Source organism: Bradyrhizobium quebecense (genome assembly GCF_013373795.3).
In the GTDB taxonomy this organism is placed as follows: domain Bacteria; phylum Pseudomonadota; class Alphaproteobacteria; order Rhizobiales; family Xanthobacteraceae; genus Bradyrhizobium; species Bradyrhizobium quebecense.
This window is the reverse complement of record NZ_CP088022.1, coordinates 6,168,180-6,191,099: the sequence shown is the minus strand read 5'-3', so window position 1 is coordinate 6,191,099 and position 22,920 is coordinate 6,168,180. Positions and strand designations below refer to the sequence as shown.

General features: G+C 63.8%; 19 protein-coding genes and 1 riboswitch. Of the genes, 8 read left to right on the top strand and 11 right to left on the bottom strand.

Annotation, left to right across the window (positions count from 1 at the left end; translation table 11 throughout):
• Positions 1–51: 51 nt before the first annotated feature.
• The 8 genes from HU230_RS29860 to HU230_RS29825 all read right to left on the bottom strand — a co-directional run bounded on the left by HU230_RS29860 (position 52) and on the right by HU230_RS29825 (position 8,466).
• Positions 52–1,281 carry an ABC transporter substrate-binding protein gene (locus HU230_RS29860; RefSeq protein ID WP_176528747.1) on the bottom strand — a complete coding sequence of 410 codons (1,230 nt, stop codon included), beginning with the start codon at positions 1,279–1,281 and terminating at the stop codon, positions 52–54.
• A 226-nt stretch (positions 1,282–1,507) separates the two neighbouring features.
• The gene (locus tag HU230_RS29855) at positions 1,508–2,734 is read right to left on the bottom strand and encodes an ABC transporter substrate-binding protein (RefSeq protein ID WP_176528748.1); all 1,227 of its coding nucleotides are present in this window, start codon (positions 2,732–2,734) and stop codon (positions 1,508–1,510) included.
• 119 nt (positions 2,735–2,853) lie between these two features.
• Entirely contained in the window at positions 2,854–4,083 is a 1,230-nt protein-coding gene (locus HU230_RS29850) for an ABC transporter substrate-binding protein (RefSeq protein ID WP_176528749.1), read from the bottom strand.
• A 29-nt stretch (positions 4,084–4,112) separates the two neighbouring features.
• Positions 4,113–5,129, bottom strand: coding sequence for a branched-chain amino acid ABC transporter permease (locus HU230_RS29845; RefSeq protein WP_176528750.1), 1,017 nt, complete (start codon positions 5,127–5,129; stop codon positions 4,113–4,115).
• A gap of 2 nt (positions 5,130–5,131) precedes the next feature.
• Positions 5,132–6,010 carry a branched-chain amino acid ABC transporter permease gene (locus HU230_RS29840; RefSeq protein WP_021076976.1) on the bottom strand — a complete coding sequence of 293 codons (879 nt, stop codon included), beginning with the start codon at positions 6,008–6,010 and terminating at the stop codon, positions 5,132–5,134.
• 12 nt (positions 6,011–6,022) lie between these two features.
• Complete coding sequence (locus HU230_RS29835) at positions 6,023–6,736, bottom strand: ABC transporter ATP-binding protein (protein ID WP_097676739.1); 714 nt, start codon at positions 6,734–6,736, stop codon at positions 6,023–6,025.
• Positions 6,733–7,530: an ABC transporter ATP-binding protein gene (locus HU230_RS29830; RefSeq protein WP_050406254.1), complete on the bottom strand. Its 798-nt coding sequence runs from the start codon at positions 7,528–7,530 to the stop codon at positions 6,733–6,735. The genes HU230_RS29835 and HU230_RS29830 overlap by 4 nt, the downstream gene beginning before the upstream one ends.
• A gap of 69 nt (positions 7,531–7,599) precedes the next feature.
• Positions 7,600–8,466: an IclR family transcriptional regulator gene (locus HU230_RS29825; RefSeq protein ID WP_176528751.1), complete on the bottom strand. Its 867-nt coding sequence runs from the start codon at positions 8,464–8,466 to the stop codon at positions 7,600–7,602.
• Between the two features lie 170 nt (positions 8,467–8,636).
• Here HU230_RS29825 and HU230_RS29820 point away from each other — a divergent pair, with 170 nt between their 5' ends.
• From HU230_RS29820 to HU230_RS29800, 5 genes are all read left to right on the top strand, one after another.
• Complete coding sequence (locus HU230_RS29820; protein WP_176528752.1) at positions 8,637–10,733, top strand: 3-hydroxyacyl-CoA dehydrogenase NAD-binding domain-containing protein; 2,097 nt, start codon at positions 8,637–8,639, stop codon at positions 10,731–10,733.
• Between the two features lie 157 nt (positions 10,734–10,890).
• Complete coding sequence (gene pimA / locus HU230_RS29815) at positions 10,891–12,579, top strand: dicarboxylate--CoA ligase PimA (protein ID WP_176528753.1); 1,689 nt, start codon at positions 10,891–10,893, stop codon at positions 12,577–12,579.
• Positions 12,580–12,760: 181 nt separating this feature from the next.
• The gene (pimC, locus tag HU230_RS29810; RefSeq protein WP_018269091.1) at positions 12,761–13,951 is read left to right on the top strand and encodes a pimeloyl-CoA dehydrogenase large subunit; all 1,191 of its coding nucleotides are present in this window, start codon (positions 12,761–12,763) and stop codon (positions 13,949–13,951) included.
• Between the two features lie 162 nt (positions 13,952–14,113).
• Positions 14,114–15,259 carry a pimeloyl-CoA dehydrogenase small subunit gene (gene pimD, locus HU230_RS29805; RefSeq protein ID WP_176528754.1) on the top strand — a complete coding sequence of 382 codons (1,146 nt, stop codon included), beginning with the start codon at positions 14,114–14,116 and terminating at the stop codon, positions 15,257–15,259.
• A gap of 74 nt (positions 15,260–15,333) precedes the next feature.
• Positions 15,334–16,107, top strand: a complete 774-nt coding sequence (locus tag HU230_RS29800) for an SDR family NAD(P)-dependent oxidoreductase (RefSeq protein ID WP_092119436.1) — start codon at positions 15,334–15,336, stop codon at positions 16,105–16,107.
• A 281-nt stretch (positions 16,108–16,388) separates the two neighbouring features.
• On the opposite strand, the gene HU230_RS29795 is transcribed toward HU230_RS29800, so the two are convergent.
• On the bottom strand, positions 16,389–17,597 hold the full coding sequence (locus tag HU230_RS29795) for an O-succinylhomoserine sulfhydrylase (protein WP_176528755.1): 1,209 nt from the start codon (positions 17,595–17,597) through the stop codon (positions 16,389–16,391).
• A 75-nt stretch (positions 17,598–17,672) separates the two neighbouring features.
• Positions 17,673–17,752: riboswitch (SAM riboswitch) on the bottom strand.
• 181 nt (positions 17,753–17,933) lie between these two features.
• Between HU230_RS29795 and HU230_RS29790 the strand changes: the two genes are divergently transcribed.
• The 3 genes from HU230_RS29790 (at position 17,934) to HU230_RS29780 (ending at position 21,795) form a co-directional block, all read left to right on the top strand.
• Positions 17,934–18,992, top strand: coding sequence for a 2'-deoxycytidine 5'-triphosphate deaminase (locus tag HU230_RS29790; RefSeq protein WP_420840901.1), 1,059 nt, complete (start codon positions 17,934–17,936; stop codon positions 18,990–18,992).
• Positions 18,993–19,182: 190 nt separating this feature from the next.
• Positions 19,183–20,232 carry a hypothetical protein gene (locus HU230_RS29785; RefSeq protein ID WP_176528757.1) on the top strand — a complete coding sequence of 350 codons (1,050 nt, stop codon included), beginning with the start codon at positions 19,183–19,185 and terminating at the stop codon, positions 20,230–20,232.
• A gap of 120 nt (positions 20,233–20,352) precedes the next feature.
• Complete coding sequence (locus tag HU230_RS29780) at positions 20,353–21,795, top strand: MATE family efflux transporter (RefSeq protein WP_176528758.1); 1,443 nt, start codon at positions 20,353–20,355, stop codon at positions 21,793–21,795.
• A 179-nt stretch (positions 21,796–21,974) separates the two neighbouring features.
• Here the strand turns inward: HU230_RS29780 and HU230_RS29775 are convergent, their stop codons facing one another.
• Complete coding sequence (locus HU230_RS29775) at positions 21,975–22,391, bottom strand: SRPBCC family protein (protein WP_176528759.1); 417 nt, start codon at positions 22,389–22,391, stop codon at positions 21,975–21,977.
• Between the two features lie 128 nt (positions 22,392–22,519).
• Positions 22,520–22,879: a VOC family protein gene (locus HU230_RS29770; protein WP_176528760.1), complete on the bottom strand. Its 360-nt coding sequence runs from the start codon at positions 22,877–22,879 to the stop codon at positions 22,520–22,522.
• Positions 22,880–22,920: the final 41 nt, after the last annotated feature.

The following is a 22,920-nucleotide window of genomic DNA, read 5'->3' as shown; positions in this document are numbered from 1 at the left end:
AGCCCCTGCGACAACGCCGCAGGGGCCTCGTCTTTAGTCGACAATTCCGGGTTAACCGCCGACGTCGCCGCTCAAAATGTCGCCAAAGCGCTCCCAGGTCTGGCCCTTGAAGCGGATCAATTGCAGTTGCGAGAGCGGCGCGAAATCGGTCGCCGAGGTGTTGACCTTGACACCCGGCAACAGGCCGCCGGGTTCGTAATCGCGAATGCTGGCCGCCTGCTTCATGACGTTCTCGCGGGTCAGGTCGTCGCCGCACGCCTTGAGCACATGCACCAGGCCCTGCGAGACGATGTAGGCGTACATCACCGAGGCATCGGCGCGGTTCGCTTCCGGATAGTATTTATCGAGGAACTCGTTCCAGGCGATCATTGCCTTGTCGGTCTTCCACTGCGGGTCGGTCGGGTCCTTGAAATATTGCGACGAGATGATGTCCTGGGCGTTCTCGAAGCCGGCGGGCTTGATCACGCTGCCGATCGATCCGGAGACGTTGTTGAGGAAATGCAGCGGATGCCAGTTGAGTTCGGCGTTCTTCTTGATCGCCTGTGCCGCGAATTTCGGCGTCGTGATGTTGAAGAACACGTCGGCGCCGGAAGCCTTGAGCCTGACGATGTGGGAGTCGATGGTCGGCTCCGTCACCTCGTAGCTGTCCTCGGCGACGATCATCGATGCGGCCTTGGCGCCGAGCCCGTCCTTGAAGCCCTTCAGATAGTCCTTGCCGTAATCGTCGTTCTGGTAGAGCACCGCGATCTTGGCGTCCGGCTTGTTCTTCAGGATGTACTTTGCGTAGATGATGGACTCGCTCTGGTAGTTGGGCTGCCAGCCCATCGTCCAGGGAAATTCCCTCGGGTCGTTCCACTTGGTGGCGCCGGTGGCGACGAACAGTTGCGGCACCTTCTTCTGGTTCATGTACTTCTGGATCGCCGAGTTCGGCGGCGTGCCGAGCGAATTGAAGATCAGCAGCACCTCGTCGCTCTCGACGAGCTTGCGCGCCTGCTCGACGGTCTTCGGTGGTGTGTAGGCGTCGTCATAGCTGATGAAGGTGATCTTGCGGCCGTTGATGCCACCCTCGGCATTGATCTTGCGGAAATAGGCCTCCTCGGTCTTGCCGATCACGCCATAGGCGGAAGCCGCTCCGCTGTAGGGCATGATGTTGCCGATCTTGATTTCGCTGTCGGAGGCACCGATGTCGTATTTCTTCTGCGCGACGGAGGGACTCGTGGTCGCTGCGAGCAATGCGACGGCAGCCGAAAAGGCCCCCAACCGCAAACGGATAGCAGGCATTTTGATCTCCCTTGGATCACGGTGAATGTGTCACGATTTTTGGAGTGGAAGCACTTTGCGGCTCCTCGCGGCATTGAATACCTTTCGTCAGGTGCCAGCAACAGAAAGCCCCCCGCGGCGCTGCCGCGGAGGGCGTCATTTAGTCGAACGCGTTGCGAGGAAAGCCGATGCCGCACAAACGCTCCGCAACACACGCGAAGCGTTTGCATGGTGATCGTGCGTCGTCCTAGTTGCTGAGTCCGCTCGAGATGATGTCGCCGAACAGCTCCCACTTCTCGCCCTTGAAGCGCATCAGCTGCAACTGCTTGATCGGCGCGAAGTCGGTGGCCGAGGTGTTGATGCTGATGCCCGGCAGCAGCGTGCCGGGGACATAATCCTTCAGGCTCGCGGCCTGCTTCATGATGTTGGCGCGGGTGAGGTCGTCACCGCACATCTCCAGCACCTGCACCATGGTCTGTGCGGCGGCGTAGCCGAAGGAGGTGGCGCCGTCGAGCTTGTTGGCGTCGGGATAATCCTTCTTGAGGAAGGCAAGGAATCTCTCCATGCCGGGATCCTTGTCCCATTGCGGATCGGCGCCGTCCTTGAGATAGGACGCCGACAGGATGCCCTGCGAATTCTCGAAGCCGGCCGGCTGCATGACGCCGCCGACCGAGGCTGAGACATTGGCGACGAACTGCAAGGGCGTCCACGCGATTTCGGCCGCCTTCTTGATTGCCTGCGCCGCGAATTTCGGTGACGTGATGCTGATGAAGGTGTCGGCGCCAGCGGCTTTCAGCTTGACGATGTGATTGTCGATCGCAGGCTCCGACGTCTCGTAAGCCTCTTCGGCGACGATCATCGAGGCCTTGTCGCCGAAGGCGTCCTTCAGGCCCTTGAGGTAGTCCTTGCCGAAATCGTCGTTCTGGTAAAGCACGGCAACCTTGGCGTCTGCCTTGTGCTTCATGATGTATTTTGCGTAGACCCGCGCCTCGTCCTGGTAGGACGGCTGCCAGCCCATGGTCCAGGGATAGTTCTTGGGGTCGTTCCACTTGGAGGCGCCGGAGGCGATGAACAGCTGCGGCACCTGCTTCTCGTTCATGTATTTCCGGATCGCAGCGTTGCCTGCGGTGCCGACCGAGCCGAACAGCAGCAGCACCTCGTCGTCCTCGACCAGCTTGCGCGCCTGTTCCACCGTCTTGGGCGGCGAGTAGCCGTCGTCGTAGGAGATGAAGGTGATCTTGCGGCGGTGGATGCCGCCGGCCTGGTTGATCATCTTGAAGTAGGCCGCCTCGGTCCTGCCGATCACCCCATAGGCTGAGGCGGGACCGCTGTAGGGCATGATGTTGCCGATCTTGATCTCGGTGTCGCTGGCCCCGGTGTCGTACTTCTTCTGCGCCAGCGCGACATTGCAGCTCGCCAGGAGCACAGCCAATGCGGACAAGAGCGCCGTCAGGGACGGACGTGCGGCAGTCATGGTTTCCCCACCTCGGGTTCTTTAGTTTCGAGTATTCAATACGATCGGCGCGGGGCGTCAACAAAAAGCCCCCGCGACTGTTATCGCGGAGGCTGCTGTTTTATTCCCGCAGTGCAACGTCACTCAGAGGGGACGTCGCCGGAAATGATGTCACCGAACAGTTCCCACTTCTGACCCTTGAAGCGCTGCATCTGCAGCTGGGCGATCGGGGCGAAGTCGGTGGCGGAGGTGTTGATCTTGACGCCGGGCAGCAGGGTATCCGGCGAAAAGTCCTTCAGGCTCGCCGCCTGCTTCATGACGTTGGCGCGGGTGAGGTCGTCGCCGCACATTTCCAGCACCTTGGCGAGCGTCTGCGCGGCGCCATAGCCGTAGACATAGCCGCCGTCGGTCTTGTCGGCGCCCGGCATGTACTTGTCGAGAAACTCGGACCACTTCTTCATGCCGGGGTCGTTGTTCCACTGCGAGTCGGCGCCGTCCTTGGCATAGGCCGCCGACAGCACGCCCTGGGCGTTGTCGAAGCCGGCCGGCTGCATCACGCTGCCGACCGAGGCCGACACGTTGGTGATGATCTGCAGCGGCTTCCAGCCGAGCTCGGCGGTCTTCTTGATGGTCTGCGCGCCGAACTTCGGCGTGGTGTAGATCAGCAGCACGTCGGGATTGGCGGCCTTGATCTTGACGATGTGGCCGTCGATCGACGGCTCGGACACCTCATAGCTCTCCTCCATGATGATGCTGGAGGCCGCCTTGGCGCCGAAACCGTCCTTGGTGCCTTTGAGGTAGTCTTTGCCGAAGTCGTCGTTCTGATAGAGAATCGCGACCTTGGCGTCGGGCTTCTCCTTCATCAGCCACTTGGCATAGATCTGCGCTTCGCTCTGGTAGCTCGGCTGCCAGCCCATGGTCCACGGGAAGTTCTTCGGATCGTTCCACTTGGTGGCGCCGGTGGCGACGAACAGCTGCGGGATCTTCTTGGAATTCAGGTATTTCTGGATCGCGGTGTTGGACGGCGTGCCGAGCGGGTTGAAGACCAGCAGCACTTCGTCGCTCTCGACCAGCTTGCGCACCTGCTCGACCGCTTTCGGCGGCGAGTAGGCGTCGTCATAGCTGACGAAATTGACCTTGCGGCCGTTGATGCCGCCGCGGTCGTTGATCATCTTGAAGTAGGCTTCTTCGGTCTTGCCGATCACGCCGTAGGCGGAGGCCGGTCCCGAATAGGGGATGATGTTGCCGACCTTGATCTCGGTATCGCTTGCGCCGGTGTCGTATTTCTTTTGGGCGAATGCGGCAGTGGACGTCGCGGCAACAGCGACGATCGCCGCGGAAATCGCGGCGATCCGAACGGTAGAAAGCATAATGTCTCCTGGTTTGGTTCTAAAGATTCTTAGTTCTTCTTGAGCTTTGCGGCCAGTTGCTGGGCAACGATCGCAACCTGCCTGGCGCCGTGCGGCACGAGGAAGATGACGAGGAACAGCAGCACGCCGAACACCGCACCCGAAAGGCCCTTCGAGATGCCTTCGGCGATGTTCGGCACGAAGATGATGAAGGCGGAGCCTACGATCGAGCCCGGCAGCCAGCCGACACCGCCGACCACCATGCCGAGGAACAGCGAGATCGCGAGCTGGATGGTGTAGCCGTCAGGCGCCACGAACTGCACCGCGATAGCGCCGAGACCGCCGGCAACGCCGGTGATGCCGGCCGAGACGCCGAACGCCAGCGTCTTGTACAGCGCGACGTCGACGCCCATCGCGGAGGCCGCGATCTCGTTGTCGCGGATCGCCATGAAGGCGCGGCCGGAGCGCGAGCGCAACAGGTTTACCGAGGCGATGTAGATCGCGATCCCGACCGCCAGGGTGAAGTAATAAAGCCACATATCCTGCGACATCGGCAGCCCGAACGGGGCATCCGGCTTGGTGACGACGAGGCCCTGCACGCCGCCGGTCCAGTGCTCGAAATAGCCGAGCTTGAGCAACTGCGGCATTGCGGTGGCGAGCGCGAAGGTCGCGAGCGCCAGATAGACGCCGGATAGCCGCAGCGCCGGCTGGCCGAACAGGAAGCCGAAGCCGAAGCAGACGATGCCGGCGACCGGCAGCGTCAGGGCATAGTTCATGCCCGCATGCTCCATCAGGATCGCCGACGTATAGGCGCCGACGGCGTAGAACGCGCTCTGGCCGAGCGAGAACTGGCCGCTTCCGCCGGTCAGGATGTTGAGCGCCATCACCGCAAGCGCGTAGATCAGAAGCATCGTCATCTGGAAGATGATGAAGTTCTTCACGAACAGCGGGATCAGGATCAGCGCGGCAAGCACGACGAGCGAGGTGCCGTAGCCCAGCGTCATGGCACGCTTGGGCACAGCCTCGACGGCGGGGGCTTCTGTGACGATGTCTTCAGCGGCGCTCATGATCAAACTCGCTTGACGATGGCGCGGCCGAACAGGCCTGCCGGTTTAACGACCAGGACGACGATGATCAGCGCGAGCGCGATCGGAAGTTTCAGCTCATTGCCGACGCCGGGGATGTAGGTGCCGACGAGGTTCTCGAAGATGCCGACCAGGAAGCCGCCCATCACGGCGCCGAACGGCGAGGTCAGGCCGCCGAGCACGGCTGCGGCAAATCCGTAGATCAGCACGCCGAGCATCATGTTCGGCTCGAGGAACACCACCGGCGCGATCATCATGCCGGCGATCGAGCCAATCGCGGACGCCATGCCCCAGCCCAGCGCGATCATCCAGGAGGTATTGATGCCGACCAGGCGGGCCGATTCAGGCAGCGAGGCGGCCGCCCGCATCGCAAGGCCGACCCGGGTGAAGCGGAAGAAGAAGAACAGCAGCAGCAGCATCAGCAGCGTGATGCCGATCATGCCGGCCTGGTGGGTCGAGATCAGCTGGCTGCCGAGGAACGGCGAGGAGCCGAACGGCGTCGGATACTGCTTGATGGTGAAGTCCCAGATCAGGCCGGCGACCGAGTTGATGATCGCATACAGCGCGATGAAGCCGGCGACATTGGTCAGGATCGGGGCCTTGGCCAGCGGCTTGAACAGCAACCGCTCGATGACGATGCCGGCGGCAAATGAAAACGCGACGGTGAGCACGAAGGCGCCCCAATATGGCACACCCCATTGCATCAGCTGCCAGGACACGAAGGTCGAGAACATCGCCATTTCGCCCTGGGCGAAATTCAGATGGTCGATGGCCTGGTAGATCATCACGACCGCGAGCGCCATGCAGGCATAGATCGCGCCCGTGGCGATGCCGGCCAGGACCTGGTTGGCAAAAAGCTCCATTGTGCCAGCTCCTCAGTAGCCGAGATAGGATTTGCGGACGTCTTCGTTGTTCGCGATGTCCTTGGCATTGCCCGACATCACGATCCGTCCGGTTTCGATCACATAGGCCTGGTCGGCGAGCTCGAGCGCGAGCTGCGCGTTCTGCTCGACCACCAGGATGGTCACCTTTTCCTCGCGATTGATCTTGCCGAGGATGCGGAACAGGTCGCGCACGATCAGCGGCGCGAGGCCGAATGACGGCTCGTCGAGCAGCATCAGGCGCGGCCGCAGCATCAGCGCGCGCGCCACCGCGAGCATCTGCTGCTCGCCGCCCGACAGCGTGCCGGCCTGCTGGGTGTAGCGCTGCTTCAGCACCGGGAAATGCTCGTACATCCGCTCGATATCGGAGCCGATGGCGTTCTTGTCGGAACGGCTGATGGCCCCGAGCTGCAGGTTTTCCTCCACCGTCATGTTGGTGAAGGTGCCGCGGCCCTGCGGCACATGGGCGATGCCGAGGCGGACCACGTTCTCGGTGGAACGGGTGCCGATCGGCTTGCCCTCGAACTCGATCGCGCCGGTCGAGCGCACCATGTTGCAGATCGCCCGCAGCGTGGTGGTCTTGCCGGCGCCGTTGGCGCCGAGCAGGGTGGTCAACGAACCCTCGTTGAGCGAGAAACTGAGGCCATGCAGGGCCTGGACCTGACCGTAATAGGCGCGCAAGTCCTTGACGTTGAGCATCGCTGTCATTGGTCCTTGCTCCCCAGATAGGCCTTGATGACGTCGGGGTCGGCCTGGACCTGGGCCGGCGTGCCTTCGGCCAGCTTGCGGCCGAAATTGAGCGCGACGACGTGGTCGGCGATCGACATCACGAGACCCATGTGATGCTCGACCAGCAACACCGTAATTTTACGGTCATCGCGGATTTTGCGGATCAGGTCGCCGAGCACGTAGACTTCCTCGTGATTGAGGCCGCCGGCCGGCTCGTCGAGCAGCAGGATCTTCGGATCCGCCGCCAGGGCGCGTGCCAGTTCGACGCGCTTCTGGGTGCCGAACGGAAGTCCCGAGACCACGGTGTGGGCGACGTCCTCGAGATCGAGATAGCCGAGGATGTCGTGCACCTTCTTGTTCATGTCGCTCTCGCCGCGGCGGACCCAGGCGAGGCGCAGCGAGTCGCTGACGATGTCGCTCGAGGTGCGGGCATGCGCGCCGACGCGCACATTGTCGATCACGGACAGATTGGGGAACAGCGCGACGTTCTGGAACGTGCGGCCGATGCCGATCTCGGCGATCCGGTGCGGCGGCCGCGACAGGATGCTCTTGCCTTCCATCAGGATATCGCCGGACGAGGGCTGGTAGAGCCGCGACAGGCAATTGAACAGGGTCGTCTTGCCGGCGCCGTTCGGTCCGATCAGGCCGAGGATCTGCCCATGGCGCATGTCGAACGACACGCCATTCAGTGCGATGATGCCGCCGAACACGACGCTGACGTCGCGAACCGCGAGCAGGGGATCATTCCCCTGCGCGAGCTGTGCCTGCGTCATCTCGTCTCGCCCGCCATCTCTGAGCGGTGCGAGCGGCCCTGCGATGGATTTCGCCGGACGCGATGGAGGCTATCTGATCCCCTCGGCCAAACGTGCAACTTTCCCTCCTACTCTAGACTTTTTGCTTTGTTCTTTTTTGGATTGCGGCGCCATTCCACCGAGCGCCTGCTCGATGTTCCTTACCATCGCGACAAGGCGAGGTCCAATGTCGTTGAGTAATCTATCTTCCGTGAAGCGGAATGCCGGCGCGCCGCAATTGAAGGCGTAAGGACCGGTTCCGTCGTTCAATTTCAATGCAACGCCGGCTGCGGCGACGTCGTTCTGCCAGTCGCCGGTGGACAGGGTGAAGCCGTGCTTCGCCACCGTCTCGCCGGAGCGCTCGATGCCGTCGCGGATCTTGGCCCAGCGGCTGCCATAGTGATCCCGCAGCTCGCGTAGTAGAGCCGCACGTTCTTCGGGTGGCAATGCCCAAATATAGGCACGGCCCATCGCGGTGGTCGCGATCGGTACCCGCGAGCCGACGTCGAGCTGCACGCCGAGCGCCAGGCCGTTCCGGCTCTGGCCGAAATAGATCATGCTGTGACGGTCGCGGCCGCCGACAGCAACTGCGCCGCCGGTCGCGCGCATCACTTCTTCTCGATACGGCTCGGACAAATGCCGAACGCCGAGATTGGCGAGCGCGGCGTAGCCGAGCGCCATCGCCGACGGCGCGAGCTGATACTTTTCGAATTTTGGTACAGGTGTAAGGTATCCCAGCTTGGTCAGCGTGTAGGTCAGCCGGGAAATGGTTGGCTTCGGTAACTTGGTGCGGGCTGCAATCTCCTGATTGCCGAGCAGCCCGTCATTGGGTTGAAATGCACGCAGGACATCCAGTCCGCGGGAAAGCGCGACGACGAAATTGCGATCGGTCGCTGCTTTCTTGCTGGCGCGCTTCATTCCCTGCCCTTGTCATGCTCGTTGACAAGGCTCGTGCTTCAAAATAACCCTCCGTGTCAAGATGTGGAATTAAATTTCGCAGTGCGAAATTGGTCTAATCCTAGCCGCTCGACGCAAGTCGTGCAGCTACTCAACACAAGTTCAAGAACAAGCATCCAGGGAGAGTCCCGGTGAGTGAAGTCGTCAAGCTCGAACGTCATGACAACATTGCCGTCGTCACGGTTAACAGTCCGCCCGTGAACGCGCTGAGCGCTGCCGTGCGCGGCGGCATCTTCGATTGCGTCAAGAGCGCCATCGATGACGCGCAGGTCCAGGGTATCGTGCTGACCTGCGCCGGCCGCACCTTCATCGCCGGCGCCGACATCACCGAATTCGGCAAGCCGCCGAAGCCGCCCGGCCTCGCCGAAGTGCTGAGCCTGATGGAGAGCTCGCCGAAGCCGATCGTTGCCGCGATCCACGGCACCGCGCTCGGCGGTGGCCTCGAGGTTGCGCTGGCCTGCCACTATCGCGTCGCCACCAAGGACGCCAAGCTCGGTCTGCCCGAGGTGAAGCTCGGCCTGCTGCCGGGCGCCGGCGGCACCCAGCGCCTGCCGCGCGCGGTCGGTCCCGAGCTCGCGGTCAAGATGATCGTCGGCGGTGATCCGATCGGCGCGGATGCCGCGCTGAAGGCCGGCCTGATCGACGAGATCGTCGAGGGTCCGGCGTCGGGCGGTGAGGCATTTGCGCGCAAGGTGGTCGCCGAGAAGCGTCCGCTACGCAAGCTGCGCGATGACGACAGCAAGCTCGCCGCGGCCAAGGCCGACCGTTCGATCTTCACCAATGCGGTCGCCGCGCTGACCAAGAAGTCGCGCGGCCTCGAGGCGCCGTTCGCCGCTGCCGACGCCGTCGGTGCCGCGATCGACCTGCCGTTCGATGAGGGCCTGAAGAAGGAGCGCGAGGGCTTCCTCAAGCTGATGAACGGCGACCAGTCCAAGGCGCAGCGCTACGCGTTCTTCGCCGAGCGCGAAGCCGCCAAGATCTCCGGCGTCCCCGAGGGCACCAAGGGCCGCAACGTGGCGCGCGTCGCCATCCTCGGCGCCGGCACCATGGGCGGCGGCATCGCGATGTCGTTCGCCAATGCCGGCATCCCGGTCACCCTGATCGAGACCGGCGAGGAGCAGCTCAAGCGCGGCATGGGCATCATGCAGAAGAACTACGAGGCGACCGCCGCGCGCGGTGGCATCCCGGCGGACGCGCCCGCCAAGCGCATGGCGCTGATCAACGGCGTCGTCGGCATCGAGAACATCGGTGACGCCGATCTGGTGATCGAGGCGGTGTTCGAGACCATGGCGGTCAAGAAGGAAGTGTTCGGCAAGCTCGATCAGTACGCCAAGCCGGGCGCGGTGCTGGCCTCCAACACCTCCTACCTCAACATCGACGAGATCGCGAAGGCGACCAAGCGTCCGCAGGACGTGCTCGGCATGCACTTCTTCTCGCCGGCCAACGTCATGAAGCTGTGCGAGATCGTGCGCGCCGACAAGACCGCGCCGGATGCGCTGGTCACCGCCGTCTCGATCGCGCGCAAGATCGCCAAGGTGCCGGCGGTGGTCGGTGTCTGCGACGGCTTCGTCGGCAACCGCATGCTGGCGCAGCGCGGCAAGCAGTCCGAGAAGCTGCTGTTCGAAGGCGCGCTGCCGCAGCAGGTCGACGCTGTTGTCACCAAGTTCGGCATGCCGATGGGCCCGTTCGCGATGGGCGATCTCGCCGGTCTCGATATCGGCTGGCGCTCGCGCAAGGATCGCGGCATCAAGTCGGAGATCGCGGACGCGCTGTGCGAAGCCGGTCGCTTCGGCCAGAAGACCGGCAAGGGCTACTACAAGTATGAGCAGGGCTCGCGCGCGGCGCTGCCCGATCCGGAGGTCGAGAAGCTGATCGACGAGACGCTGGCGCGCCTCGGCCGCAAGAAGCGCGTCGTCAGCGACGACGAGATCCTCGAGCGCATGATGTACCCGATGATCAACGAAGGCGCGAAGATCCTCGCCGAGGGTATCGCGGCGCGTCCGTCTGACATCGACGTGGTCTGGCTCTATGGCTATGGCTGGCCGATCTATCGCGGCGGCCCGATGTTCTGGGCCGACACCGTGGGCCTCAAGCACATCGCCGATCGCCTGGCCTTCTACGCCAAGGAGACCAACGATCCTTCGCTCGAGCCCGCGCCGCTGCTGAAGAAGCTCGCGGACGAAGGCAAGACCTTCGCCTCGCTCGCCGCCGCGTCGAAGGCGGCGTGATTGGCCGAAGGCCTGATCACATGTCGTTCCGGGGCATCGCAAAAGCGATGAACCCGGAACCCATCGCGCCTCAGCGCGTGTGGATTGATGGATTCCGGGTCTGGCCCTTCGGGCCATCCCGGAATGACGACTTCATAGAGTCCCTGCGAAGGCATCCATGACCTATCCCGGCGAACAATATTATCCCAAGGGCGTGCAGTGGAGCGACGAGATCACGCGCGGCACGCTGCCGGACCTGCTCTCGAATGCCGCCGCTGAGTTCGGCGCGCGTCCGGTGCTTGAATTCCGCGACCGGCAGATCAGCTACAGCGAGCTCGAGGCGCTGGTCGAGACCGCGGCTGCCGCCTTCATGCGTGCCGGTTACGGCAAGGGCACCTCGGTCGCGCTGTTTCTCGGCAACTCGCCGGATCATCCGATCAACTTCTTCGGCGCGCTGAAGGCCGGTGCCCGCGTCGTGCATCTGTCGCCGCTCGACGGCGAGATCGCGCTGTCGCACAAGCTGTCCGATTCAGGCGCGCGGGTGCTGGTCACCAGCAATCTCTCGGCGCTGTTGCCGACCGCGCTGAAATTCCTCGCCAAGGGGCTGCTCGACCGTCTGATCGTTTGCGAGGATGATCATTGGGGCAAGGTCGGCACGCCGCAGACCGCGTTGCCGGACAATCCAGCTGTTATCACGCACCGCCAGTTCATTGACGGTGCAGTCAAGCCGTCGCAATGGCCCGCGGTCGATGTCGAGGACGTCGCGTTGCTGCAATATACCGGCGGCACCACCGGCCTGCCCAAGGGGGCGATGCTCAGCCACGGCAATCTCACCGCGGCGGTGTCGATCTATGATGTCTGGGGCAAGCCGGGGCGGCTCGAACGCAATGCGATCGAGCGCGTCATCTGCGTGCTGCCGCTGTTTCATATCTATGCGCTGACCGTCGTGCTGCTGTCGGCGATCCGGCGCGGCCATCTGATCTCGCTGCATCAGCGCTTCGACGTCGAGGCCGTGATGCGCGACATCGAGGTCAAGCGCGCGACGGTGTTTCCCGGTGTGCCGACGATGTGGATCGCGATCGCCTCGCTGCCCGACCTCGACAAGCGCGATCTGTCCTCGCTGGTGGTCGCCGGCTCCGGCGGCGCGCCGCTGCCGGTCGAGGTCGCAAAGATCTTCGAGCGCCGCGTCGGCATGAAGCTGAAGAGCGGCTGGGGCATGACCGAGACCTGCTCGCCCGGCACCGGCCACCCCAAGGAAGGGCCGGAGAAGCCGGGCTCTATCGGGCTGATGCTGCCCGGCATCGAGATGGACGTGGTGTCGCTGGAGGATTCCACCAAGGTGATGCCGGTCGGCGAGGTCGGCGAAATCCGCATCCGCGGCCCGAACGTCACCAAAGGTTACTGGAACAGGCCGGCGGAGACCGCGGAGGCCTTCGTCGGCGACCGCTTCCTGACCGGCGATATCGGCTACATGGATGCCGACGGCTATTTCTATCTGGTCGACCGCAAGAAGGACATGATCATCTCCGGCGGCTTCAACGTCTATCCGCAGATGATCGAGCAGGCGATCTACACGCATCCCGCCGTGCAGGAAGTGATCGTGATCGGCATTCCCGACGACTACCGCGGCGAGGCGGCAAAGGCCTTCATCAAGCTGCGCGACGGCGAGAAAGTGTTCTCGGTCGACGAGCTGCGCGCATTCCTCGCCGGCAAGGTCGGCAAGCATGAATTGCCGGCGGCGGTCGAGTTCGTCGACGAGCTGCCGCGCACCCCGGTCGGCAAGCTGTCGCGTCACGAATTGCGGCAGCAGCAGCCCAAGACATCTCCATCCAAACCACAACAAACCGCATCAGGATCGCGCTCATGATGGACGATATGGTGCAATAAATCCGTCGTCCCGGCGAAAGCCGGGACCCATACGCCGCAGCCTGTGTAAGAGGCACAAGCGGCAGCCGGCTTTGCCAAACGCGAATGCCGGTGGTTTATGGGTCCCGGCCTTCGCCGGGACGACCAGGACAGAAGCAGTTGAACTTTAAAAGGAGGATCCGATGGATCTCGCTTTCACCAAGGAAGAGATAGCGTTTCGCGAGGAGGTACGGGAGTTCTTCAAGAACAACGTGCCGCCGGAGACCCGGCGCAAGCTGCAGGAAGGCCGCCATCTGTCGAAGGACGAGATGGTCACCTGGTGGCGCATCCTCAACAAGAAGGGCTGGGGCGTCACCCACTGGCCGAAGGAATATGGCGGCACCGGCTGGAGCACCGTGCAGCACTATATCTTCAACGAAGAGCTGCAGTCCTATCCGGCGCCTCAGCCGCTCGCCTTTGGCGTCAGCATGGTCGGCCCGGTCATCTACACCTTCGGCAACGAGAAGCAGAAGAAGGAATATCTGCCGCGCATCGCCAATGTCGACGACTGGTGGTGCCAGGGCTTCTCGGAGCCGGGCTCGGGTTCGGACCTTGCGTCGCTGAAGACCAAGGCCGAGCGCCGTGGCGACAAGTGGATCATCAATGGCCAGAAGACCTGGACTACGCTCGCCCAGCACGCCGACATGATCTTCTGCCTCTGCCGCACCGATCCGGCCGCGAAGAAGCAGATGGGCATCTCCTTCATCGTGTTCAGCATGAAGTCGAAGGGCGTCACCGTGCGCCCGATCCAGACGATCGACGGCGGCCACGAGGTCAACGAAGTGTTCTTCGACGACGTCGAGGTTCCCTACGAGAACCTGATCGGCGAGGAGAACAAGGGCTGGGATTACGCAAAATTCCTGCTCGGCAATGAGCGCACCGGCATCGCCCGGGTCGGCGTCTCGAAGGAGCGGCTGCGCCGCATCCGCGCGCTGGCCTCCAAGGTCGAGTCCGGCGGCCGTCCTGTCATCGAGGATCCGGCGTTCCGGGAAAAACTCACGGCCTGCGAGATCGAGCTGAAGGCGCTCGAGCTGACCCAGCTCCGCGTCGTCGCCGACGAGGGCAAGCACGGCAAGGGCAAGCCCAACCCGGCGTCCTCGGTGCTCAAGATCAAGGGCTCGGAAATCCAGCAGACCACCACCGAGCTTCTGATGGAGATCATCGGTCCGTTCGCCGCGCCCTATGACGAGCACGGCGATGCCGGCTCGAACGAGAGCATGGATTGGACCGCCCAGATCGCGCCGAGCTACTTCAACAACCGCAAGGTTTCGATCTACGGCGGCTCCAACGAGATCCAGCGCAACATCATCAGCAAGGCGGTGCTGGGGCTTTAAGCCGCACATTTAGCTGTCGTCCCCCGCCTTGTGCGGGGGACCCAGTACGCCGCGGCGGTCATGGCAGACGACGACTGCCGGCGATTGCTGGATCCCCGCATTCGCGGGGATGACGAGTGGAGACCAGGGCAGGCGCCCGCGTGATTTTGGAGAGATGGTAAAATGGATTTTGATCTGTCCGAGGAGCAGCGGCTTCTCAAGGAAAGCGTCGACGGGTTGCTGGCGGATGCCTACGACTTCGATGCACGCAAGAAGTACATGAAGGAGAAGGGCGGCTGGAGCAAAGCGCTCTGGGGCAAGCTCGCCGAGCAGGGCCTGCTTGGTCTGCCTTTCGCGGAGACCGACGGCGGCTTCGGCGCCGGCGCGGTCGAGACCATGATCGTGATGGAAGCGCTCGGCAAGGCGCTGGTGGTCGAGCCTTACCTCGCCACTGTCGTGGTCGCCGGCGGCTTCCTGCGTCATGGCGGCTCGGCCGAGCAGAAGGCCAAGTACATTCCCGGCATCATCGACGGCAGCAAGACCTTCGGTTTCGCGCAGCTCGAGAAGAACTCGCGCTACGACCTCTTCGACGTCGTGACCACGGCCAAGAAGAAGGGCGACGGCTGGGTGATCGACGGCGAGAAGTTCGTCGTGCTGAATGGCGAGAACGCCGACACCTTGATCGTGACCGCGCGCACCAAGGGCGGCCAGCGCGACAAGGCCGGCATCGGCGTGTTCCTGGTTCCGGCGGATGCCAAGGGCGTCACCAGGAAGGGCTATCCCACCCAGGACGGTCTGCACGCGGCCGACATCACCTTCACCAATGTCGAGGTCGGCGCGGATGCCGCGATCGGCGATCCCGAGAATGGCCTGCCCCTGATCGAGCGCGTCGCGGACGAAGCCCGCATTGCGCTGTGTGCAGAAGCCGTCGGTGCGATGGACGAGTCGCTCAAGGAGACCGTCGAGTACATCAAGACCCGCAAGCAGTTCGGTGTGGCGATCGGCTCGTTCCAGAGCCTGCAGCATCGCGCGGCCGACATGTTCGTGGCGCTGGAGCAGGCCCGCAGCATGTCGATGTTTGCGACCATGGCGTCGGACTTCAGCGACGCCAAGGAACGTTCGTCCGCGGTCGCGGCCGCCAAGGTGCAGGTCGGCAAGTCCTTGAAGTTCGTCGGCCAGCAGTCGATCCAGCTTCATGGCGGCATCGGCATGACCATGGAAGCCAAGATCGGCCACTACTTCAAGCGGCTCACCATGATCGAGAACACGCTCGGCGATACCGACTACCACCTCCGTCGCGTCAGCGAGGGCGGCGGGCTGTTGGCCTGAGCCCACACATGGTCATTCCGGGTTCGCGACTGCGTCGCGCCCCGGAATGACGGCGCATCCGGGAGGCAACAACAATGAAAAACACTCCGTTCGATCTCACCGGCCAGGTCGCGGTCGTCACCGGCTCGAGCCGCGGCATCGGCCGCTCCTCGGCGGAGCTGCTGGCAAAACTCGGCGCCAAGGTCGTGATCTCCTCGCGCAAGGCCGATGCCTGCCAGGAGGTTGCCGACGGCATCAAGAAGGCGGGCGGTGACGCGCTCGTCATCCCCTGCAACATCGCGCGCCGGGCGGAAGTCGAGGGACTGATCTCCGGCACGATCAAGCACTACGGCAAGATCGACATCCTGGTCTGCAACGCCGCAGTCAATCCCTATTACGGCCCGCTGCTCGACATCACGGACGAGGCCTTCGACAAGATCATGGGCTCGAACGTCAAGAGCAACATCTGGCTTTCCGCGCTGGCGATCCCGCAGATGGCCGAACGTGGCAAGGGCTCGGTCGTCATCATCTCCTCGATCGGCGGCCTGCGCGGCTCGACCGTGATCGGCGCCTACGGCATCTCCAAGGCGGCGGACTTTGCGCTGTGCCGCAGCCTCGCCGGCGAATGGGGCCCGAAGGGCGTGCGGGTCAATTGCGTGGCGCCGGGCCTGGTGAAGACCGATTTCGCCCGCGCGCTGTGGGAGGATCCGGACAATCTGAAGCGCCGCACCGCATCGACGCCGCTCCGCCGCATCGGCGAGCCCGACGAGATCGCGGGCGCGGTGGCCTATCTCGCCTCCGATGCCTCGACCTTCATGACCGGCCAGACCATCGTGGTCGACGGCGGCGTGACGACGGCTGCGACCTAGAGCATGATGAGATTAGGTTAGGCCTGGAACGGCGTCGAAAGTTCACCTCTCCCTTGGGAGAGGTCGATTTGCGCAGCAAATCGGGTGAGGGGTTACGGTCTATCGAGAGAGCAAGAGCCCTCACCCGGATTGCTTCGCAATCCGACCTCTCCCCAACGGGGAGAGGTGAACCGAGACCGCGCCAAGCCGATTCAACCAAAACTCATCCCGCGTTAGGTCTCACTTGCGAGAAGCCATCATGGCCGGGTTCAAGCCCGGCCATGATGCGTTCTAACTCTGCCTCAAACCTGCTCCAGCGCGCGCTCGAAATCCTCGATCAAATCGTCGGGGTGCTCGAGCCCGGCCGAGAAGCGAATAAAACCTTCGCTGATGCCGAGCTCGGCGCGAGCCTCCGGCGCCAGGCGCTGATGCGTCGTGGTCGCGGGATGCGTGACCAGGCTCTTGGCATCGCCGAGATTGTTGGAGATGCGCGAGATCTTCAGCGCGTTGAGGCAGCGGAAGGCGCCGGCCTTGCCGTCCTTGACCTCGAAGCCGACCAGCGTCGAACCGGCGCCCATCTGCTTCTTCACCGTTTCGGCCTGCGGATGATCGGGGCGGCCGGGATAGACCAGCCGCGTGATCTTCGGATGCTTCGCCAGCGCCTCGGCGATCTTCGCCGCGTTTTCGGTCTGCGCGCGGACCCGGATGCCGAGCGTTTCGAGACCCTTCAACAGCACCCAGGCGTTGAACGGCGACAGCGACGGACCGGTCTGGCGCATGAAATTATGGATGTGCTCGGCGATGAAGGCTTCCGACGACAGGATGACGCCGCCGAGGCAGCGGCCCTGGCCGTCGATATGCTTGGTCGCGGAATAGACCACGACGTCGGCGCCGAGCGACAGCGGGCTCTGCCAGATCGGCGTCGCGAACACATTGTCGACGATCAGCCGGGCGCCGCCGCTATGCGCGATCTCCGCGATCGCTCCGATGTCGAGCACGTCGAGCGTCGGATTGGTCGGGCTCTCCAGGAAGAAAGTCTTGGTGTTGGGCCGCAATGCGCGCTGCCACTGGTCGAGATCGAGGCCGTCGACCAGCGTCGTCTCGATGCCGTAGCGCGGCAACAGGTCCTGCACCACGTAGAGGCAGGAGCCGAACAGGGCCTTCGACGCCACCACGTGATCGCCGGCCTTCAGCGGTGCGAGGATCGCGGTCGTTACCGCGGCCATGCCGGTCGCGGTCGAGCGCGCGGCTTCCGCGCCCTCGAGCTCGATCATGCGGCGCTCGAACATCGCAATGGTCGGATTGGAATAGCGCGAATAGATGAAGCCGGGATCCTGGCCCTTGAAGCGCGCCTCGCATTGCTCGGCGGTGTCGTAGACGTAGCCCTGGGTGAGAAACAGTCCCTCCGACGTCTCCCCGAATTGCGAGCGGAGCGTGCCGCCATGGACGAGGCGGGTTTCGGGACGAAGATGGGCAGTAGACTTGGATTCAGAAGACTTGGATTCAGACATGTGACCTCCGAAGTGGCCATTTCCTGGCGAAAATGGCCACAAAAAACCGGCCTGGAGCTACCTCCACAAGCCGGGATCACACTGTCCCCGGCCTGTTTAGCGACTTATTTAACGTGGCTGCAAGCCGGCCGGCTCAAATCACCACGGGATAAGTGGAGCTGATATTCCCTCGCGCCCTTTCCGTCAAGACGGTCATCGGATAACCCGTAAAAGCCCATAATTTGGGGCTTGGTGGCCGCTCAGAGTATGATTTTGGGCCATCTCGAGGGATCGCCGAGGGACCGCGACGTGTCGTTCACGCTGGAAGACGAATCCAACGGAATTCTGCCCGACCGCATGATCGCGGAGATGGCGGAGGCCGGCCTCATTCTGCCCGCCTACGACTTCGTCGAGAGCCAGATCCAGCCGGCGAGCCTCGATCTCCGCCTCGGCGACATCGCCTACCGCGTCCGCGCCAGCTTCCTGCCCGGGCCCGATGCCACGGTCGCGGAGCGGATCGACCAGCTGAAGCTGCACGAGATTGATCTCTCCGACGGCGCGGTGCTGGAGACCAATTGCGTCTACATCGTCCCGCTGCTGGAAAGCCTGGCGCTGCCGCCGGAGATCGTGGCCGCGGCCAACCCGAAGAGCTCGACCGGACGGCTCGACGTCTTCACCCGCGTGATCGCCGACGGCACCCGCCGCTTCGACATGATCGGCGCCGGCTATCACGGTCCGCTCTATGCCGAGATCAGCCCGAAAACGTTTCCCGTGCTGCTGCGCGAGGGCTCGCGGCTCAGCCAGGTCCGTTTCCGGATCGGCGAGGCGACCTTGACCGCCGACGAGCTCGACGCGCTGCATGCCGCCGAGCGGCTGGTCGATGCCGACAATGCCGATCTCACCCATGGCGTCGCGCTCTCGGTCGATCTGTCCGGCGAGAACTCGGGCGGCTTCGTCGGCTATCGCGCCAAGCGTCACGCTGGCGTGGTCGATGTCGATCGCCGCGGCGGCTATTCGGTCGAAGAATTCTGGGAGCCGATCAAGGCGCGGCCCGATGGCAGCCTCATCCTCGATCCTGGCGAGTTCTACATCCTGGCGTCGAAAGAGGCCGTGCAGGTGCCGCCGGACTACGCCGCAGAGATGGTGCCGTTCGATCCGCTGGTCGGCGAATTCCGCGTCCACTATGCCGGCTTCTTCGATCCCGGCTTCGGCTATGCCGGCGCCGGCGGCAAGGGCGCACGCGCCGTGCTCGAAGTGCGCTCGCGCGAGGTGCCGTTCATTCTCGAGCATGGCCAGATCGTCGGCCGGCTCGTCTATGAACGCATGCTCGAGCGCCCCGACGCGCTCTACGGCCAGCGCATCGGCTCGAACTACCAGGCGCAGGGCCTGAAGCTCTCCAAGCATTTTCGCGTGTAGCGGAATTTCTCCGCTGTCATTCCCCGCGAAAGCGGGGAATCCAGTACGCCGCGGCTTCTCAATAGACAACGTCCGTCTCTGGAATACTGGATCGCCCGATCGAGTCGGGCGATGACAGCGAATATGTGTCTGGTTGCGTCGCATCTATCGCGATGACAAACTCCGGCAAAACAAGAGATCGGGAGCAAGCATGACTCAGGAGCAGGACGCGCGCGAAGCGCAGTGGCGGAAGTGGCGCAGCGTCGCCGATCTCTATCACGCCTTCTTCACCGGGCTGATCCTCACCGTGGTCACGCGCCGCGGCACCGCCGACGCCGCCGAATTCGTCTTCCGCGTATTTCGCCGCCAGCAGCAGGAGCGCTTCCTGCCCGGCTTGAAGAAGCTCGGCCTCGACGGTCTGCCGCCGGCGGTCGCGGCCGCGCAATATCACTATCTCTCCAACTGGATCGGCGGCGTGCATGTCGAATACATGTACGAGTCCGACCGCAAGGCCTGGATCCGCTATCCGCCGCCGCGCTGGATCTGGAAGGGCACGGCGATCTGCGGCGTGCCCGGCGAGGTCTCGCGCGCGATGCTGCGCGGCTGGCACGCCAACAACGGTGTCGCGCTTGGCGATCTCAGGCTCAGCTTCGTCTGCACCAAGCAGAGCGTCGACGGCCAGGACGGACTCGAGGGCTATTACTTTGAATACGATCATCCGCTCGAACTCGACCAGCGCCTGGTGTTCGCGCGCCACCTCGAGGCGCCGCTGTTCGATTCCAGAACCGCGCCGGCATTGCCGGTCGACAGCTGGCCGAAACCGCGGCTGGAAAAGGCCTATCGCAACTACGCGATGGAATATGTGAAGACGGCCGCGCCTGTCATCGTGCAGGTGTTCGGCCCCGAGGATGCGAGCTATCTGCTGCATCTCACCGGCAAGCTGATTGGCATGCAGTATTACGACGAGGTCGCGCAGGCGCTCGGTGGCCGTCGTGGCCGCGCCGCGGAATTTGCCGCATTCCTGCGCGTGCTCTTCGAGTCGCAGGATGATGTCGCTGACATCAGCGAGTCTGAGGGCCAGTTCGAGATCCGCCAGCAGGGCTGGAAGCTGATGGCCGATGTGGCCGATTATCACCCGGCCTGCGCCAGCGTTCTGACAGGCTTGTTCGAAGGGCTGGCAGCCGGCTGCGGACGGCATATTCCGGTGCATCTGAGGCCGAATGGCGCCGCCGGCGCGCCGTTCGTCTGGTCGGTCGGCTAGGTCAGAGGTTCACCTGCAATCACGCAGGCCCCCCTTGCGTCCCGCGCACGTGGAATCCGCGTTCGCCATGGTAGGGAAACACCATGGCGCGGCTCCCGAAGATCGCGCGTGGGAGTGGAAATGTCCGACCTCGGCCTCGCCGAAATACCTGTCGACGAACAAGAACGGCCGCTGCCGCCGCCGGTGACTAGGCCGGCGCGCAACGCGCTGCTCGACGGGCCGATTTTGCGCACGCTGTTGTGGCTGGCGTGGCCGAACGTGATCGCGCTCTCCGCCGGCACCTGCGTGGTGATCGCGGAGACCTCCTATATCGGCCGTCTCGGCGTCGAATCGCTCGCGGCGATGGCGCTGGTGTTTCCCTGCGTGATCCTGACCATGACGATGTCCGGTGGTGCGATGGGCGGCGGGGTCGCATCCGCGATCGCGCGCGCGCTCGGCGCCGGCGAGATCGAGCGCGCTTCGACGCTTGCAATGCATGCGCTGCTGATCGGATTGACGTTCGGTGCCACCTTCATGCTGGGCATGCTGACCTTCGGTCCGCGCCTGCTCGAATTGCTCGGCGGCCGCGGCAATGTGCTGGCGCAGGCGATCGCCTATTCGCAAATCTTCTTCGGCGGCGCGATCCTGCCCTGGCTGATGAACACGATGGCCGGCATCCTGCGCGGCACCGGCAACATGAAGCTGCCGTCGACCATGATCCTGTCCTCGGCGGTCTGGCAGATCATTCTCGGCGGCACGCTCGGGCTCGGCCTCGGGCCTGTGCCGCAATTCGGCATGCGCGGCGTCGCGGCGGGTTCGCTGATCGCCTATTCGATCAGCATCAGCGTGATGGGCTGGTACCTGTTCTCGGGCCGCGCCCGCGTGAAGCCGAAACTCAAGGGGTTGCGCGTGCAATGGGCGATGTTCATCGACATCCTCAGGGTCGGCGCGGTCTCCTGCTTCTCGCCGCTGCAATCGGTTTTGACGATCTCGATCTTCACCCACATGCTGGCGCAGTTCGGCACCGCGGTGCTCGCCGGCTACGGCATCGGCGCACGGCTGGAATTCATGCTGACCTCGGTCGCGTTCGCGGTCGGTATCGCCTCGGTGCCGATGATCGGCATGGCCGTTGGCGCCGAACGCGTCGCGCGGGCGCGGCGCATCGCCTGGACCGCGGGCACGCTGTCGTTCCTCTCGGTCGGCGTGGTCGGCAGCTTCATCGCCGTCTTCCCCGACCTCTGGGTCAACCTGTTCACCAATGATCCGCATGTCCGGGCGACCAGCCATCAGTACCTCTCGACCGCCGCGCCGATGTACGCTTTCATCGGCCTCGCAATGTCGATGTATTTCTCCTCGCAGGGTGCTGCGAAGGTGCTGGGTCCGGTGCTGGCGCAGACCGCACGGCTGATCTTCATCGGCACCGGCGGCTGGTTTCTGTCGACGCATGAGGCGAGTGCGCAAAGCTTCTTCACACTCGCGGCCGCATCGATGGGCGTGCTCGGCGTGCTCTCCTGCCTCAGCGTGATCCTGACGCGCTGGGGCAGATCTGCGCCGGTCGCCGAGGCGCAGCCGGCGCTGTCTTAAGCTATTGGACCCGTCATCCTGAGGAGCGCGCAGCGCGTCTCGAAGGATCGACGGCCCCGATGCTTCGGCGTCCGCTCGCGGACACAGCGGGGCTGTCGCCCTTCGAGACGGCCGCTGCGCGGCCTCCTCAGGGTGACGGTCGTATGTTGAATGCGCGGACGGTCGCGTGACCTGCAAGGTCACGCCGCGTTCTTGTCCCTGGCCGATTTGGCCTGCGCGGCCTGCATCGCAGCCGCGCCAAGGTCCATCTGCGCGTCCATATAGGGCGCGATCTCGTGCGGCAGCACATCCGCGATCCACACCACCCGGCAGCGCGCATCACCTTCGGCGAACACCTGCACCGAGGCGGAATGCTGCTTCAGCCGTTCGCTGGTGATCGCATAGACCAGCCGTTGTCGCTTGTCGTCGCAATCGACCAGCGTTTCGCGCGCCACGGTGCCGTTGGCGAAGCTGACGGTGCGGACGTCGCCGACGAGTTGCGTATTGGTCACGAAGCCCGGCACCAGCCGCGTGTGCAGCGCGCCGAAATCGCGCAGTGCGTCCCAGACATGATCGGCCGGCGCGTCGATCGGAATGTCCTTGTGAATCGAAGCCATGGTGTTGATCCTTTCAAGAGGGGGCGTCATTGCGAGGAGCGAAGCGACGAAGCAATCCAAATCGCAGCAAGCGGAAACATGGATTGCTTCGCTCCGCTCGCAATGACGGCGGAATGCGGGGAATGCGTTTAGGTCGACACCGCCTCGACATTGTTGCCGTCGGGGTCGAGCAGGAATGCCGCGTAGTAGGTCGGGCTGTAGTCCTTGCGATGGCCCGCCGCGCCGTTGTCCTTGCCGCCGGCGTTCAGGCCCTCGGTGTGGAATTTTTTGATCGCGTCATGGCTCGGGGCGCGGAACGCGATGTGCGCGCCGCCCTGGGTCTTGCCCTTGTGCAGATGCAGCCAGAGCGCCGGTTCGCCCTTGGGGCCGAAGCCCGCGCCGCTGTCGTCGCGTGAGCAGAGCACGAAGCCGAGCGGCGCCAGCACCGCGGTGTAGAAGCGCACGCTGGCGTCGAGGTCGGCGACGCGCAATCCGATGTGGTCGTACATCATGGGGTCTCCAGTCGCTGGGCGCGTCGATGGACGCGCGG